The organism is Crocosphaera sp. XPORK-15E (genome assembly GCF_034931425.1).
GTDB lineage: Bacteria > Cyanobacteriota > Cyanobacteriia > Cyanobacteriales > Microcystaceae > UHCC-0190.
Window position 1 is genome coordinate 1 of the sequence record NZ_JAYGHQ010000025.1, and the last position, 18,088, is coordinate 18,088.

Here is an 18,088-nt window from a genome sequence, read left to right on the forward strand (position 1 = left end):
TAGCCCCTGATTTCATACTACGATTATGCTACTTTTTTGAAGTGCGGAATGTGGGATATAACTAATTAGTAAAAATTAAAAATAACTCCAAAAAATTAAGCATTTTAAAATCAGCTAATTTTAGTTTTCACTACATATTTATCACTACCAAACAGATTCTGATACTTAATTAATAAGTTTTCATTAATTTTTTCCCAGGAAAACTTGTTAACAGCCTGTTTTCGTGCAGCTTTTCCCATGACATCACGGAGATTTTTATCCTCAAGAAGTTGCAAAATTGCAGTAGCTAAAGCATCAGGGTTAGCACGTTCAACCAATAAGCCTGTTTTTTCATCTTCTACAATTTCTGGAAAGGCACCGCTATGAGTAGCAATAATAGGTAGTTCCATCGCCATTGCTTCGACCAAGGGAATTCCAAAAGGTTCATTCCATACAGAAGGAAACACAAAAATATCTGCTTTCTGATAATGTTCAACTAAATCAAGTTGTTTTATGGGTCCAACAAAAGAGACTGAACTAGCTGCATGAGCAGAAATTATTTGTCGTAATTGTTGACTATATTTCCCTTGGTAAAAGGGAATCAAATTTTCAACATAAGGATCTTCTGTATCAAGCATTTGTACTGGTAACACACCATATTGATCTTCAGGCCCAACTATTTTAAGCTGAACTTGAGGATACTTTAAGATTACCTGATTAAAAGCTTGTAACAAAATATGTATTCCCTTCTCTGGTGAGACTCTACCAACAAAAAGTAAAGTGACTATTCCCTCCTTTTGAGTGTTTTTTACTTCAGGATTAACCTTAAAATGATTGATATCTACGCCATTAAAAACTGTTTCACAAGGGATAGTAGGAAATTGATTACGGATTTTATTAGTAATATAGTTACTACATCCAATGATAAGATCCACTGCTTCTAATTGCTTGGCTACCATCTGATGATCAAGTTGTGTTAACCATTCAGTCTGTAAAAAGACAACAATTTTTGCTTGAGGATTTAAAGCTCGAATTAGGGGGGCAACATGAAAAGTAAAATTGATTTGAATAACATCACAATTTTGGGATTGCAAATCTTTACCTATCTGCCAATAATATCTAAAATCACATAATCTTGAAGCATAAAAAGGACGCTTTCTAGAAAAAAAATTCCAATCATCTAGCACTCGTAACCAGCCTAATATTTTATCAATTAAGTTGGTAGAAATTCTATGATAAGTAATGCCATCTTGAGTATATTCTAATTCCTGATGGTCGGGAGCTTTTGAACCATAAAAAATAACATTATTTGAGCGAGCAAGACGAAGAGCTAACTGATAACATAAAATACCTGAGCCAAATTTTGGCGGTTCAGCAAGAGTCCAGATATAATCAAAAAAGGCAATTTTCACGGTTGAGCAGTTTAATAGTAATGATTTTAGTTTATTGTACTTAAAAACAAGCTTGAAAATAGAGTATTTTATACAATTTTAATCAAATATAAAGAAAAGCAAATAACAACTACCCAAAAAGACTCCTGTTGTGATATAATGCCTAATGTTCAATAAGGATAGCTTATCCTGGTGTTTTTTTGCAAAAAATAAAAAAACACTATCTTCTTAATTGATCACTTATCCGATAAGAGTATCATCAAATACTGCTGTGATTATTTCTCATAAATATAAATTTATATTTCTTAAAACGGCAAAAACGGCTGGAACTAGCCTGGAAATTGCCCTTTCTAGATTTTGTGGAGAAAATGATATTATTACTCCCATTGTAGAAGAAGACGAAGCAATTAGAAAAAGTTTAGGTTATCCAGGTCCTCAAAATTATAAATTTTTACCGATTACTGCGGAGAAAAAGTTGTTTAAAGAGCCAAAGTCAATGACATTTTATAATCATATCTCAGCTAGGGAGATAAGAAGTTGGCTGCATGATGAAATTTGGGATGAATATTATAAGTTTTGCTTTGAAAGAAATCCTTGGGAGCGTGTAATTTCACTATATTATCACTATATTAGTTATTTAACTGAGGAAGAAAAATTGCTCTCTTTTTCAGATTTTATCAATTTGGATCTGATTACTGGTTTGCGACAATGGGGGTTCAATATTTATACCATTAACAATGAAATTGTAGTTAATAAAGTTTATTTATATGAAAATTTAGAAGCAGAACTAGAAAATATTTTTTTACAACTTAATCTTCCAGGAAAGATATTACTCCCTAGAGCTAAAGGAACATATCGAAAAGACAAAAAATCATCCAAGATAATGTTCAATCAAAAAGAAATAGAAAAAATTGCCCAACTATTTGAAAAAGAAATTAAGCTATTTGGTTATAAAATTTAACATCATGAGTTATCCAATTCATTCTATTTAATCTAATTTATCTACAATATAAATAATGACAAAAACAGCTAAAATCCTTCAAATAAAAAGCAAAATCAAACCTCATTTTCTATCTATTCCTTCTTTAGAAGATTTTGACTATCAAGAGGTAGAAAGAATAGATATTGATAGTATTATCAATCAATCTAATATTAGTTTGTATTGTCTAGAATTCTCACAAAAAATAGCAATTTTTGTAGAAACTAATCCAAATATTAATCTTTATCAATTTCCTTTTTTCTATCAAGCACAATATGACTATGCTCAACGATTAATCGCCGTTACATTTGAAGATTTATCTAAAATAGCACAAGAGGTAGAAAAACCAAAAAAACTTGTCATAATTTATTCAGTGGGACGTTGTGGTTCAACCCTACTTAATTCTATATTTAATCAAATCAAAAATACCGTCAGCTTTTCAGAACCAGGAGTATATGATCAACTGGTGATTATGAGACAATGGGATGGAAGTAATGATCCGGAAATCAGTCAATTAGTTGAAAACTGTACGAAGTTATTATGTAGGTCATTTCTTTCCTATACACAGGTCATTAAATTTAGAAGTTATGGAATTGAACTAGCAGATTTAATATTAAAACAGTTTCCTGAAGCTAAAATTATTTTCTTATATCGTGATGCTAAAAGTTGGATTAAATCAGCATTTAGAGCTTCTTTAGGAGATATTCCTAATAATATTGACTCCTTACTTGAAATAGAGAAGGAAGCAAGTCAAATTAGCCCTTTAGTTGCCAATTATCAGCATAATAAATCCTTATCTTATGTCAAAATTTTGACCTTAGCATGGTTGTCCGTGATGGAGCGTTATCTATCCCTTGAAACACAATTTCCTTCTTCTATTGCTGTTCGTTTTAAAACCTTAAAAACTAGTCCCAAACAAACTATTTTAGAACTATTAAAATACTGTGATCTACCAATAACTAATTTACACCAAGTATTAAAAGTATTAGAGAAAGACTCACAGGCAAATACAGTCTTATCAAAAGCAAATCTCAATAAGCAAGAAGTTGAATTGACAACGAAGGACTTAAAAGAGATTAGAGAAACTTTAAAAAAATCTTTAACTATTGTAACTCCTGATTTTATTGTTCCTAATACATTATATTTAAAATAATGAAAACATTAACAATTTAAAATGCAATATCGTAGATTTGGACGAACAGGAATACCAATGCCCATTTTTTCTTGTGGGGGCGTTCGGTTTATTTATGATGAATTTAAAGAGTACCCTCAAGAACTAATTCCCCAAGACAATCAAAAAAATGCAGAAGCTACCATTCATCGTTCCCTAGAAGTTGGCATTAATCATCTAGAGACAGCCCGCATTTATGGCACTTCGGAGATGCAGTTAGGCGCAATTTTATCTGAACTATCTCGTCAAGAACTCATTATACAAACTAAAGTAATGCCTCAATCTGATCCGCAACAATTTCGGCATTTATTTGAGCAATCTTTGGCTTATTTGGGGTTAGATTATGTAGATTTATTAACCATACATGGCATTAATAATGAGCAACAACTGAATGACAGCATTTGTTTTCAAGGTTGTCTGGATGTGATTAAACAATTACAAAGGGAGGGAAAAGTTCGTTTTCGAGGTTTTTCTACCCATGGCCCGACAAATTTAATTATAAAAACGATTGAAACTGATCAATTTGACTATGTAAATTTGCATTGGTATTATATTAATCAATTTAATTGGTCAGCCATTGAAACAGCCAATTATTATGATTTAGGAGTTTTTATTATTAGTCCCTGTGATAAAGGAGGAATGCTCTATAAACCACCCCAAAAATTAGTCGATTTATGTTACCCTTTAAGTCCAATGTTATTCAATGATCTGTTTTGTTTAAGCCATCCTCAAATTCATACTTTAAGTTTAGGCGCTGCTCAACCCTCAGATTTTGACGAACACCTTAAGGTTATCGGACTTTTAGAGCAAGCCGATGAAATTCTAACACCTATTTTAAACCGTTTGCAAACAGAGGCGATCTCCAGCTTAGGAAAAGACTGGGTGAATAGTTGGTATGTTGGTTTACCTTCCTATCAAGAAACCCCTGGAAAAATCAATATTCCTATTATTTTATGGTTAAGAAATTTAGCCGTGGCTTATGATATGTTGGAGTATGCTCAAAAACGTTATAATCATTTAAAAACAAAAGATCCTTGGTTTCCTGGTAACACAGCCGAAGAATTATCTAAGTTTGATTTAGAACCTTACTTGAAAAATAGTCCTCATCAAGATACAATCCACAAGGTATTAGAAGAAGCCCATCAACTCTTAAATATTCCGAATGAAAAAACTTCATCTTAAAATAATACGACAACGTTTGACTCTTAATAAAATCTGATTCCCCCAGAAATTAAACTAGGTGAGTTATTGAAAGCTATCTAGCAACTTTTAAAAATCTCTATAAGTCTCTCTAGATGGGGCTTTTGTTAATTTATCTGGGGAGAACTTCAGTCATAACTTTAATCTACAGCATGATAAGTATAACCACTTAAACTTTGCTCATAGTTTTGTCGTAAAAGTTGTAATTGGGCAAAAGTGATTTTTTTATCTTGTAATGCTTTTTCACTACAAAGTCGAATTTGTTCTAATAATTCATGAGCATTATAATCTAGAGATTGGAGAACTTCTATCATCGTATCTCCTTTAATAAATTGTTCAATATGATAACTGTTAGAGGTCATGATTATATGAACAAGATTAGTATCACCAAAAAGATTATGGAGGTTCCCCATAACTTCTTGATAAGCTCCTACCAAAAACATTCCGATATAATATTTCGGGAGTTTAGCCAAGGAATTTAAAGAGTGGGAATTGGAAAAAGTAGAGTCAGGATCATTAGTTTCTAGAGAATGCAATTCTAAAAAATTTTTAACCTTTCTAAAATCAATAAAATGATCGATTTTGCCATCACTATCACAAGTTAAATCAGCTAAAATTGCTTTTTTAGTTGGCTTCTCGTTCAGGCGATGAATCGGCAGAATAGGAAAGAGTTGTTTTATCGCCCAAGTATCAGGTGCAGATTGAAAAATAGAAAGATTAATATGGTAAACTGAGCTCAGACTTTTTTCTAAATCTTCTAAATCTTCTGGTATTTCATTTTGATGTTGAATAATCTCTAAAATATTAGAACAACAAGCCCAGTATATATTTTCAATCTTAGCTCTTTCTAATAGACTCAAATGACCTAAGTTAAATAAACTAATTGCTTCTTCTTTAAATTGAATTGCATCATGATAACTTTCCTGATAATTATCTATACTAATAGATTGATATATTTCCCAAATATCATGAACAATTAGCTGATCATCTTGACAGGGAGATTTGAGGTTTATTGTGGCACAATTGCTGGTAGAAAGTACATCAAAAATGAGAATAGATTGATGGGAAGCAATGGATCTTCCACTCTCACTTATTAATACTGGCATAGCAATATTTTCCCCTTCACAAACCTCTTTTACTTCTGCTACAATATCATTGGCATAATTTTGCATATTATAATTCTTGGAAGCAGGAGAATTCGTTTTAGAACCATCATAATCGACTCCTAGTCCCCCACCCACATCCAGATACCCCATGGACGCACCTAATTTTACTAGTTGGATATAAATTTGAGTTGCTTCTCGAATGGCATCTTTAATGGTAGTAATTGAAGAAATTTGAGAGCCAATATGGAAGTGAAGAAGTTGTAAACAAGATAATCTATTCTCCTTTTTGAGAAGATTTATAGCCTCCATAATTTGAGGAATTGTTAAGCCAAATTTGGCTCGCTCACCTGTAGAATTTTCCCAATGTCCACAACCTTTTGTATTAAGTTTTGCTCTAATACCCAAAACAGGAAAAATCTCCAATCTTTTACTAATTTCAAGTGCTAAAGATAATTCTGATAGTTGTTCAATTACAATAACTGATTGTTTACCCAAACATTGAGCTAAAAGGGCTGTTTCAATGTATTCCTGATCTTTATAACCATTACAAATTAAAAGAGGTTTTGAATCTTCTTTTTGATAGGTTTTCGGATTATCTAAAACAGCTAAAGCAATCATCAATTCCGGTTTAGATCCTACTTCTAATCCAAAATTATAAGGTTGACCAAACTGAACTACATTTTCGACTAAATGACGGTGCGGATTACATTTGATCGGATAGACTCCCTGATAAGTTCCTTGATAGCCATAACGTTTAATTGCTGTTTCAAAACATTTATTTAATCTATTAATTCTATCAGATAAAATTTCAGGAAATCGAATAATTAACGGAGGTTTAATGTTACGTTTTTCTAGAGATTTAACTAGATCAAATAAATCTAAAGAAACTTGGGAATCTCCTTGAGGAAAAACAACAATATTTCCCTTATCATTAATTGAGAAATAAGGAGTTCCCCAATCTTGAATACGATACAGCTTTTTACTATCTTCAATTGTCCAAGAATTAGTCATTGTTCCATCCATTATCAAGGTTGATTAATTTTAATTATTGTTGCCAGATTTTCTATAGTTGGTTGCTCAAAAAAGTGGCATAATGGTATATTTTTTTTTGTTTTTTTGCTAAGTTCATTCATGACTTGAAGCACTTGATGAGAAGTTCCTCCTAGTTCAAAAAAGTTGTCATAAATCCCTACCTGTTCTAATCCTAAGACTTTTTTCCAGATATGAGCTAGGACTTTTTCTGTTGAATTTCTAGGTTCAATAACATTGGTAGATTCAATGCTATTAACCGCAGTCAATAAGGAATTGACTGGAGGATATTCTTGTGTAGATAAAGGGGAAAGCTTAGAGAGTTTTTCCTCCGGGTTAGTAATAATATTTTCTAATAATTGATGGAAATGTTGACCCATTTTAGCAATCGTGATTGGCGCAAATAAGTCACTTCTATAAACGAGATAACCGTCAACACCTTGATTCGTTTCTTCTAAAGACATGGTTAAATCAAATTCTGCTGTATCTGCTTCTTTTGTGTTTGTGTCCAGAAAATATTCTTTCAGGGTAAGATCAGCCATTTTTAAATCTGTTTTTGAACTGTTATGAAAAATAAATCCTACCTGAGTTAGTAATAAATATCTGGGATCTCGTCTCGGTTTTAAGTATTCTATCAATTCTATAAAAGGAATTTCTTGATGAGAATAAACTCCTAAACTTGCTTCACGAACTCGACGCAATAACTCTCGGAAACTTGGATTACCATCCAAGTTAGTATATATAGGTAAAAGATTAACAAAAAAGCCAATTAAATCTTGAGTTTCTGGTCGATTACGATTGGCAATTATTCCCCCTATAATAATATCTTCTTGTTGTGTGTAATAAAATAATAATAGTTTAAAAGCTGAGAGTAAGGTCATATATAAAGTGGACTGTTCTTGCTGACTTAAGACTTTTAAAGCATTAGTTAATTCTGAGGAAATAGGGATGGGATAAGTATCACCTTTGAAAGTTCTTTTTTGGGGTCGTGGATAATCAGTCGGAAGATTTAAAATAGGGGGATTAACCCCTATATATTGTTTCCAAAAATCAAGGTGCGGCTGCCATGATTTTTGATTGCGCGATTGCCATTGCCAAAAAGCAAAATCAGCATATTGAATGGGTAATTCAGTGAGTGGGGAAGGTTTGCTTTGACAAAAAGCTTCGTAAATAATACCTAATTCTCGAATGAAAATTCCAAAAGACCAACCATCAGAAATAATGTGGTGCATGGTGACAACAAAGAGGAAGTTATCATCGGATAATTGAAAAAGTTTACTACGAAATAATGAACCTTTTTCTAAGTCAAAAGGTTGATATATTTCTTCAGATGCTAATTTCTGGGATACTTTTTCTTGTTCTTTTTCACTTAGATTTTGTAGGTTAACGATAGAAAAATCTAAAACTATTTCAGGGTTAATTTTTTGTAAAACTTGTCCATCTTGATAAATAAAAGTTGTTCGTAAAATTTCATGACGTTTAACAATTTCTTTTAAGCTTTTTTCTAGAATGGTAATATTTAGTTTGCCTTTAATTTGATAAATCAAAGGCAAATTATACACAGAATTTCTCGGATAAAATTGTTCAAAAAACCAAAACTCCAACTGATTTAAAGAAATTGGGATTAATTGGTTTTGTAATAATTGTAGTGAATTTGAGATAATAGGTTGACTATTTCTGTTATTAGTATTTTTTTCAATATCTTTAGCTAATAAAGCAATGGTAGGAGAGTCAAATAAATTTTTTATGGGTAACTCTAGATTAAAGGTCTTGCGAATTATAGCAATGACTTGAGTTGCTAATAAAGAATGTCCTCCCAAGGTAAAAAAGTTATCATATATTCCAACTTTTGTTAATCCTAAAATATCTTGCCAAATCACCGTCAATATTTCTTCAGTCGGTGTATTTGGTACAACATAATTTTGAATTAATTCTGGTCGGTTACTGGTAGGTTCTGGCAATTTTTTGCGGTCAACTTTACCATTAGATGTTAATGGCAATGACTCCATGGAAATGAAAACAGAAGGAATCATATATTCAGGAAGTTGTTCTGTGAGAAAATCCCGCAATTCTTCCATGGTAATTGTTTTAGTTTTTAGGGGAACAAAATAGGCACACAAGTATTTATCAGTTGCCGTTGTTCCATACACTTTAACAGTTCCTTGGCTCAGGGAAGGATGTTGATTTAATGCAGCTTCTAATTCTCCTAATTCAACACTATAACCTCTAATTTTTACTCGGTCATCTATTCTACCTAAAAATTCAATATTTCCGTCAGGTAAATAACGGGCCAAATCTCCTGTTTTATAAATATTTTTATTTTGTTGGCAAAAAGGATTAGAAATAAATTTTTTAGTGGTTAATTCTGGTCGATTAAAGTAACCTCGCGCCAAGCCTGCACCACTAACATATAATTCTCCAATACGACCTAACGGAACAGGGTGTAAATCTTCATCTAATAAATAAACTTTTACATTAATAGCTGGTTTCCCAATGGGAGGATAAAGGGGCCATTGCTCAGGATACTCACTAAAAGCATAAGCTGTGACTAAATCAGCTTCAGAAGGACCATAAAAATTATAAAGTCTGCATTTTTTTAACTGTTTGAACATAGCAATCATGGGAGGTGTAATTTGTAATTGTTCTCCCGCCGCAATCGCTTCTTTTAAGTTATTAAAAAGATAAATTTTATCACCATATAATTCAGCTATTTGTTGCCACAAAGTAACTGGAAGAATAGCTTTTTCAATAGAATGATTGGCTAGTAAATCAACTAATTTATCTAAATCTAAACGAGTTTCTTCAGAGGCAATATATAGAGTTCCTCCAAAACACCAAGCAGCCACCATTTCATGATAACTAACATCAAAACTAAAAGAGGCAAATTGAAGAACACTACCCCCAGTTAGCATTTTATCTCGATGGTGTTCTACTAAATTTGTAAGTGAACGATGGGGAACAGCAACCCCTTTAGGTATACCAGTAGAACCAGAAGTATAAATAAGATATGCTAAATGAGAATCATCAATTTGAACATCTAAATTGTGAGAAAGTTCTTGACTGATTTCATCCCATTGATGCTCTAATATAATCAAATGATGTGAATTTTCTTTAGATAGTATTAGTGAGCAAGAATCTTGTGTTAAAATAATTTTTGCCGTGCTATCTTCTAAGATAAAATTAATTCGTTCTTCTGGATAGTTAGGATCAATAGGAACACAAGCACCTCCAGCTTTGAGAGTTGCTACAATAGCGACAGCAATATCTAAAGACCTTTCAAGACAAATAGCGACTAAACTATCTGCTTTAACACCTAAATGATGCAAATAATGTGCTAACTGATTCGCTTTTTGATTTAACTGTTGATAGGTTAATGATTGATTTTCATAGACAACTGCTACTGCGTTAGGTGTTTTTTTAACTTGCTTCTCAAAGAGTTGATGAACACATTGATTAATGGGAAATAAAGAGAGAGTATTATTCCATTCATTTAAGATCATTTTCCGTTCTGCTTGAGTCAGCATTACTATATCTTTAGGAAAACGATAAGGATTAATAATAATTTCTTCTAATAAAGTTTGTAGATGACCAAGCATACGGTCAATCGTGTTAAAATCAAAATAATTTTCCTCATAATTAATCATCAAAGCCATTTCAGAAAAAGGAATCGCTCTCACCACTAAAGGATAATTAGTTTGTCCAATATCTTCCATATTGATAATTTTTAATCCATCAGGAAGCTCTTGAAATGTAGTGGTAGTAGGGTAATTTTCAAAGGCAAGAATTGTCTCAAATAATGAATCATTTCTAGAGATATCACTCCACCCCTGAATATCAACCAGTGAACTATAAGAATATTGCTCTCCTTCAATATGTTGTTCTTGAATTTGATGTAACCAAGGTATAATTTTTGTATCTTTAGGTACTTTGATTCTTGTGGGTAGGGTATTAATAAAAAGCCCTACCATGGATTCTATTCCCGACAAATTAGAAGTTCGACCAGAAACAACTGTGCCAAAAACAATATCTTTTTCTTGACTATAACGACTTAATAGTAAAGCCCAAGCTGCTTGAACTAGGGTCGAAAGGGTAAGATGGTTTTGAGTGGCAAAGGATTTTAATTGATTGGTAAGTGAAGTTGATAATTTTCTTTGATGAATATTATAGGTTTTATCTGTTTTTTGACATGATTTATCTTGATTTAAAGAAATAGGAAATTTGAATCCTTTTAGGTTCTTTTTCCAAAAATTTTCGGCAGAGACTTTATCTTGCTGTTGTAACCAATTAATATAGTCTTGATAAGGACGGGGGCTAGGTAAATTAATCGAATTTCCTTGTTTAATAGCATCGTAGAAAGTAAAAATTTCTTGAAGAATAATCGGCCAACTCCACCCATCACACAGAAGATGATGAAAACTCCAAATCAGTTGATAATTATCATCACTAACTCGAATTAAATTACAGCGCATTAGAGGAGCTTGATCTGTTGTTAACCCTTGTTTTCTATCTTCTTCTAAAAAGGCATCAATACGAGTTTCTAGCTCTTGTTTTGAGAGTGATCTCCAATCATGATTAACCCAAGGTAATTTAACTTGTTTGCGTACTACTTGAAGGGGTTGCTTACGATTTTTCCAAATAAATAGAGTTCTGAAAATGGGATGTCTATCTAATATTTTTTGCCAAGCTTGTTGAAAAGCTGCAATATCAAGTTTTCCTTGAAGTGTCAAACAAAATTGATCAAAGTAAACATAAGACTCAGGATGATAAAGGGTATGAAATAACATTCCTTCCTGAGTCGGAGACAGGGGATAAATAGATTCGATATCTTTGGTTTTGTTCGATTTTTTGGAGATGACCATTTTTTTTGTGTTAATATTGTCGGTTATTTTCGATGATTATGGTTGATAAATTAGAAGGCCGCAGTGGACAAACCGCCATCGACTGGAATGGTTACTCCTGTTATATAGCTGGCACATTCTGAAGAAAGAAAAGTGACTAGGTTTGCAATTTCACTAGAATTTCCAATGCGTTTAATGGGAATATTATTGATTATTTTTTCTCGAATAAAATCAATAGTTGTTTCTTGCTTTTGAGCATTAATGTCTAAATATTGTCGATGTCTTGGAGTATCAATAATACCAGGATTAATGGCAGTAACTAAGACATTGTATTTAGCAACTTGAGTAGCTACTGCTTTGGTAAAATTAATTAATCCTGCATTGACAACCCCTGATTTTATTAAATGGGCAGAAGGCTCTTTTCCTGATGTTCCAATAATATTAATAATTCGCCCCCATTGTTGACTTTTCATCTTGGGTAACACTAAATTTGTCATGCGGATATAGCCCATTAATTTACCTTCAAATGTGTTTTTCCATGCTTTATCTGAAATATTTTCTATCAAGTCTCCGGCAAAACTAGCTCCCTCTGAATTGTTGATTAAAATGTCAATTTTACCAAAATTTTCTAAAGCTTGTTTAACTAAATTTTGAGAGTCTGTTTCATCTTGGACATCTGCTATGACACTAATAACTTCTCCTTGGAATTTAAGTAATGCTTGATGAGCTTTTTCTAGTGTTTGACTATTTCTACCACAAATGATTAAACAACAGCCTTCTGCTGCCATTTTTTCTGCGATCGCAAAACCAATTCCTGCACTTGCTCCTGTCACTAAAGCTACTTTTTTAGTTAATCCTAAATCCATCTTTATAATTCCTCTAATATAATCTCAAGTAAGGAAACAGTATCATCTGTCAAATTAGATACTTCACAAGCAGTTTTAGCCGGAGTATAATAAATATTTCCATAAGCTACTTGTTGTTTTTCTGTTTCTATTTGAACCTCTAATTTACTATTGAGGGTTATTCCCATTATAGGCAAAGAAGATTGTTTTTTGGGAATATTTTTTTTAGGCGGAATTTCAGTAATAATAATTTCAAACCAAGCTCCTTTAACAGAGCGACAAGATCGTCCAAGGTTTTTTGTTTTATTCGGAAGCACTCGAAGAATTTGTGACTGATTTTCCGTAGATAAAGAAGTAGGAATAATCCGTTTTACATCAAACCCTAAAATTGTTTGAGATAGGAGATTTTTTGAGCCATGAGGAATATTAGAACCAGCAATATAAACATGGTCTAAAGGTTGAATAATGGTTTTATTCCCATTGATATCCATTTCTAAACTGCCATTAAATATCATACCGATTTGGCTTTCTTGATGTTGATGAAGCGGAAAGGTTGCCCCTGGTGCAATAGAAGCTAATTGAATCACAGTATCTTCACATTGAAACGCTAATAATTCAACCTGTTCATTGACATTGATAATTTTTTGTTCTGGGAAAAATTGAGACATTTTTTTACTGTGTGGGCGATTTTTAGAATTTACAGAAATAAGATTCCTGCCGTTGACTAGGGATATATTTAATGTTTAATTAACATATTTTTTGAGACTTTTGATTTGTAAATTACTCACATTTTAACTTAACAAACTTTGTTTTTGAAAAATAGACCAACTCATATCAATTTTTCCATAGATTGCAATAAATTCTAAGTCATTATCTTTTAAAGCCTGTTCATTAGTAATAGCTAAATCGGCTAATCCTTCTTTAAGTTCAAGGGCTGCTATGCTAGTAGAATTAACAAATTTAACTTTGATATTAATTTTATCTTGGTAGTTAGGTAATAAATAAGGTAGTAGGGGAAAAGGCGCAGGGTGGGTAACAATTGTACAATTTTCTGTCACTAATTCTGAATTTTTTCGTTTAGCTAATCCATAAACTGGTGTTGGATAAGTGAAGACAAACCTCAGTTTAAATTGCGGTTCCATGTAGAAATCATTAATTCTTTCATAGGCATGAGGAACTAAGGCTAAATCAACTTTATTATCGAGTAAGGAATCTTTGAGTTCAGTGAAACTATCAAACCAACAAGGAGTGACGGTAATTTCTTCAGCTTGCCATTGACTTGCCAGATAATTTAAAGTGTGTCCGCTACTGGTATTGTTAGGTCCAAGGGTTCCTACTTTTAATGGGGTTTGGGAAGGGTTAGGATAATTAAATTCCATAGAAAATTTTAGCATGGTTGTAACGCTCCGGAATTTTTGAGGGCAGTTAAATTCGCATTTCCTGTACAAAATAAAGCAATTTCCAGTTCAGCAATTAAAAATGTAACTAACTCATCGACAGCAGCTTCTGATTCAACTGCGGCACTAAGAAAAGGACGAGCCAATCCGCCTAAATCTGCCCCTAATGCGATGACTTTAGCAATATCTAATCCATTTTTAAGCCCTCCAGAAGCAATTAAAGGAATGCGAGAATTCATGGCTCGAATTGAGTTAATGCAGTCGGCTGTTGGTAAACCCCAATCTGCAAAAACTTGTCCAAGATGTTGCTGTTTTTTATCTTTAGCCCGTTGACTTTCAACTTTTGCCCAAGAGGTACCTCCTGCCCCTGCCACATCTATGGCAGCGACTCCCGCATCAATTAATTGTTTCGCCATGCTCCATGAGATCCCATTTCCTACTTCTTTAACTACAACGGGAACGGGTAATTGTAGACAGATTTGAGCTATTTTATTTAACAATCCCTTAAAATTTTTATCGCCTCTAGATTGTACCCATTCTTGTAATGGATTCAGGTGAAGAATCAGGGCATCAGCTTCTAATAAATCTACCAGTTTTAAACATTCGTCTAATCCACAGCCATAATTCAACTGGACAGCCCCTAAATTAGCGAAAAGAAGAATATCGGGCGCAAGATGTCGCACGGCAAAAGTAGGGGCAACTTGAGGCTGTTCAAGGGCAATGCGTTGAGATCCGATGCCCATGGCTAAACCATAACGTTGTGCTACTGTTGCCAGCCTTGTATTCACTAAATGAGCTAGAGACGTGCCTCCTGTCATGGAAGAAATGAGGATAGGGGCCTTCAAAGATTTACCAAGGAAGATTGTGGTTAGATCAAGATCACTACGGTCAAGTTCAGGAAGACAACAGTGATTAAAACGGTATTTTTCAAGACCCGTGGTAATGTTGGGTGATTCTACGTCTTCTTGTAAGCAAACTCGCAAATGTTCAGTTTTACGAGTTTCGATATCGCTCGTGGCATTGGCAGATGATGTAATAGTCATACGGGATTTTAAAATAGGACAAATAGGGGACGTTTTTACAGTAGGGTTTGACTGAACTCTAGATAACCAAACTTACATTTAGAAAGGTCGATTTTGAGATTGGGTTATGGGCAATTTCAGGCGAACAGCTTGTTGGAATTTAGCAACATCTAACTCAGCAATACTAAATATACCTTTTTTCTTAAACAATTGAGAAGATACACTATCTTGGGTGATATAGTTAACTCGAATATCTTCGTGTAAGGATTCAATTAATAACTGAATATTCGTTAGTTGTGCCTCTCGTATGGTTTGATAATGGGAAGAATTGGCATCAACTTCATGGCCATAACTGCGAACATAAAAACGACTTTCTCTGGCTCCTCCTGGAACAATAGAAAAGGTTTGGACGTGTTCGGGAAAGACACTTAACGAAAAAGGCATGGGCATTTCTTCTTGAGATGACATAGAACAAAAGGCTGAATAACATAACTTTTCTGGGAGTGATTGGGTTTTTTCGGCTATTTCTTTTAGTTGGTTTTCATATTCCCAAGTGTGAGTACCTAAAGTTTTAGCTGCTTGATAATATTTAAACTCTGTAGGGGTTAAATGGGCAGAAGGGGGATCTTTCATCGGAATAATCATCCCATTTATTCCTTCACAATCACTTGATAGTTTAAAACGACGAGTTAACCCCTTGTGCATCATGGGAAAATGGTAATCTTCTAAAAAGTTTTCCCATAATAATTTATAGTCAACTTCAACATTGATATCATATTGTCCTATCCCATTAATGGGTTTCATGGTTTCTAAGTTATAGGGGTTGAGTAAGTCAGCTTGATACCATAATTCTTTCAATCTAGGACCTTCCCAACTCAAACGAATAAAAATAAAGCCATAAAAAACATCAATGTCAATTGGTTCTAATCCGTAATTTGGTAAATTAAAATTAGGACAATAATTGCGTTCATCTAGGTGTTTTAGTTTTCCTGAAAATAAGTCCCCTTCATCAGTTCGGATGACATACACTCTCTCCCCAATAATATCTAACCAAGTGAAGTTTCTGGGGTTTGGAACTTCGTTGATGTGGCAAATAAATTGCCAAGTGGGGATAATTAATTTGTCAATTTCTAGAGAGAAAAGGGCTGGATCTCCATACACCCAAATAGGTAATGGTTTCCCATTTAATTCAGTTATTTCTTCCTCTGATTGATTTTTGGTTTGATGGTCATTTTCTTTCCCTAAATTCAAAGGATCAAGGGAATTAAGTGACTTTAATTTGTCTTCTACTTGCGAAATTCCAATCCGCTCTAAAATATCCTCTAATGGAATAGTTAACTCTTGCTGCTCTACCATCAAAATTCCTTGTTTAAGCTCTTTAAGTAAAGAGTCAATTATTCTTTCAGTCTCTTGAAAAGCAGAAATTTCTTGAGAACTATTAAGAGATGAAACTAATGTAGTTAACTCTGTTTCCAAACAACCAATTTTTAGCCAGAGGCGAATCGGTTCAGCAAGTGAAGCTGTTTTCCCTTCTGCATAACCAGGGCTAACTTGATCAAGTAATTTAGCGATTTTTACACTGATATTTTCTACTGTATTATCTCGTTTTAAGTAAGTTATTTCAGATGTCGTTGAGCTTAATTGAACAAAAATAGATTGCCCCTCTTGCTTAACTTTTATCTCTTGTAAATTGTATAAATTCAAATCAAAATTGTTGCCAAATTCCCCCCTATTTGCTCCAGGTGCATTGTTGCATTTTCCATCTAAACCAAATGCCCATCCATGATAAGGACAAAGAACTTGTTTATTACTTTCGACACATCCTTGTCCTTCAAAAACAGGGGATTGGCGATGGGTACAAACATTTAAAAAAGCTTTAATTGATCCGTCTTCTTGATAAATAATAACTATGGGTTCTTGAAACAATTTCAAGGAAACAAAATCCCCTGGTTTGGGAATATCTTCTCTTGTACAAGCTAAATACCATTGATCAGGAAATTTAATCGGTTCAAGATGAATAGAACGAATAATTTTCGCCACAAAATAATCATAAACAACTTCCAACGTAACAGGGTTTTGATAATAGCAATTATACTGTTCTACGGCGACCAATAAATCTTGATAAGCTTTCTCTATGGTTGAGTTTCCTTGTCCCTCTAATAAAGTTTTAACAAACTCATTCCAACTTTTTTGAGATTTTTGAGCAATTTTACGTCCCATCTTAATCAGTAATCCCTGCTGTTGTCCTATGTTAATAAATAGTTCACTCAGTTTTTTCGATTTAATCTTAATTAGATTCATGAGTTCTCCAATATTTGCAATTAATTTTTATGTACTTTCATATGAGTATGGGATTGTTCCATTTACTCTGGTTAATAATTATCCTTCTAAAATGGGCTGAGGAATAATAGGAACAGGATGATCAAGACGATAGGCATTCCAAGATTTTTGAAAAGCTTTATATTTAAAAGATGTATCCGAGAGGGTTTCAACTCCTTCATGAAATAAGTTTTGATAGTAATCTAATTCTTTTTTAAGATAGTAAGGAGCTTTTTCTCCATAGATTTTAACAAACATTCTGTAAGTATTATAGTGTTTGTTAGCAACATCTTCTTGATAAGATTCAATATCATCTTCGATATCATTTAAAACTTCTAATGGCCACATTAATCTGAGTTCTTCATTAAGTTCTTCGTCCTGAAAATTTTGCCCTAACATTTTTTGCAGTGTGCAATGCAAAAATCGATAGTCAGAAGAACGCAATTGAGCGGCCTGGATAATTTCTTGATGAGTAATTATCCGAGAGGCTAATAAATTAGTTTCTAGTGCAAAATATTCTCCTAAGTTATCTAAATAAGTCTCAACACAATGATGTTTCAGATTCGTTTTTTCTAAAATATCTAAAATAGTCTCTCGTTTAGTTTTCCAAGGAGAGTACCCCGAAAATATACTGTTGTTAGCTTGTATTTCTTCCACTTCTTCATCTGTTTCATAAACCAATGCTTCCATAAAGCCCAAAACAGGATAGAACCGAAAAAAGTCCCTTATTTCAAGATGATAAAGGGGAAAATAATAAAGCACAAATTCCCTTAAAACCCTAGAAGAACGTTTCATGCTTTGATAAGAAATAC

At 33.2% G+C, this 18,088-nt stretch carries 12 protein-coding genes; 3 read left to right on the forward strand and 9 right to left on the reverse strand.

The genetic code is table 11. The annotated features are described in order from the left end of the window. Positions 1-110: 110 nt before the first annotated feature. Positions 111-1,391 carry a glycosyltransferase family 4 protein gene (locus tag VB691_RS22240; RefSeq protein ID WP_323293720.1) on the reverse strand — a complete coding sequence of 427 codons (1,281 nt, stop codon included), beginning with the start codon at positions 1,389-1,391 and terminating at the stop codon, positions 111-113. A gap of 250 nt (positions 1,392-1,641) precedes the next feature. On the opposite strand from VB691_RS22240, the gene VB691_RS22245 reads away from it, so the two are divergent. From VB691_RS22245 to VB691_RS22255, 3 genes are read left to right on the forward strand one after another with little or no spacing between them, the layout of a single operon-like run. Continuing rightward, complete coding sequence (locus VB691_RS22245) at positions 1,642-2,331, forward strand: sulfotransferase family 2 domain-containing protein (RefSeq protein ID WP_323293721.1); 690 nt, start codon at positions 1,642-1,644, stop codon at positions 2,329-2,331. 55 nt (positions 2,332-2,386) lie between these two features. Further along, entirely contained in the window at positions 2,387-3,502 is a 1,116-nt protein-coding gene (locus VB691_RS22250; RefSeq protein WP_323293722.1) for a sulfotransferase domain-containing protein, read from the forward strand. Between the two features lie 21 nt (positions 3,503-3,523). Beyond that, positions 3,524-4,702 carry an aldo/keto reductase gene (locus tag VB691_RS22255; protein ID WP_323293723.1) on the forward strand — a complete coding sequence of 393 codons (1,179 nt, stop codon included), beginning with the start codon at positions 3,524-3,526 and terminating at the stop codon, positions 4,700-4,702. 158 nt (positions 4,703-4,860) lie between these two features. Here the strand turns inward: VB691_RS22255 and speA are convergent, their stop codons facing one another. The 8 genes from speA to VB691_RS22295 form a co-directional block, all read right to left on the reverse strand. Then, the gene (speA, locus tag VB691_RS22260; RefSeq protein WP_323293724.1) at positions 4,861-6,849 is read right to left on the reverse strand and encodes a biosynthetic arginine decarboxylase; all 1,989 of its coding nucleotides are present in this window, start codon (positions 6,847-6,849) and stop codon (positions 4,861-4,863) included. A gap of 2 nt (positions 6,850-6,851) precedes the next feature. Then, a complete protein-coding gene (locus VB691_RS22265; protein WP_323293725.1) occupies positions 6,852-11,714 on the reverse strand; it encodes a non-ribosomal peptide synthetase in 4,863 nt (1,620 codons plus the stop codon). Between the two features lie 50 nt (positions 11,715-11,764). Continuing rightward, the gene (locus VB691_RS22270; RefSeq protein WP_323293726.1) at positions 11,765-12,559 is read right to left on the reverse strand and encodes an SDR family oxidoreductase; all 795 of its coding nucleotides are present in this window, start codon (positions 12,557-12,559) and stop codon (positions 11,765-11,767) included. Positions 12,560-12,561: 2 nt separating this feature from the next. Continuing rightward, positions 12,562-13,206: a cupin domain-containing protein gene (locus VB691_RS22275; protein WP_323293727.1), complete on the reverse strand. Its 645-nt coding sequence runs from the start codon at positions 13,204-13,206 to the stop codon at positions 12,562-12,564. A gap of 123 nt (positions 13,207-13,329) precedes the next feature. Continuing rightward, positions 13,330-13,932 carry a LysR family transcriptional regulator gene (locus tag VB691_RS22280; protein WP_323293728.1) on the reverse strand — a complete coding sequence of 201 codons (603 nt, stop codon included), beginning with the start codon at positions 13,930-13,932 and terminating at the stop codon, positions 13,330-13,332. Next, positions 13,926-14,978, reverse strand: a complete 1,053-nt coding sequence (gene fni, locus VB691_RS22285; protein WP_323293729.1) for a type 2 isopentenyl-diphosphate Delta-isomerase — start codon at positions 14,976-14,978, stop codon at positions 13,926-13,928. Before fni ends, VB691_RS22280 begins: the two co-directional genes overlap by 7 nt. 78 nt (positions 14,979-15,056) lie before the next feature. After that, on the reverse strand, positions 15,057-17,258 hold the full coding sequence (locus tag VB691_RS22290; protein ID WP_323293730.1) for a Rieske 2Fe-2S domain-containing protein: 2,202 nt from the start codon (positions 17,256-17,258) through the stop codon (positions 15,057-15,059). Between the two features lie 78 nt (positions 17,259-17,336). Continuing rightward, a complete protein-coding gene (locus tag VB691_RS22295) occupies positions 17,337-18,071 on the reverse strand; it encodes a hypothetical protein (RefSeq protein WP_323293731.1) in 735 nt (244 codons plus the stop codon). Positions 18,072-18,088: the final 17 nt, after the last annotated feature.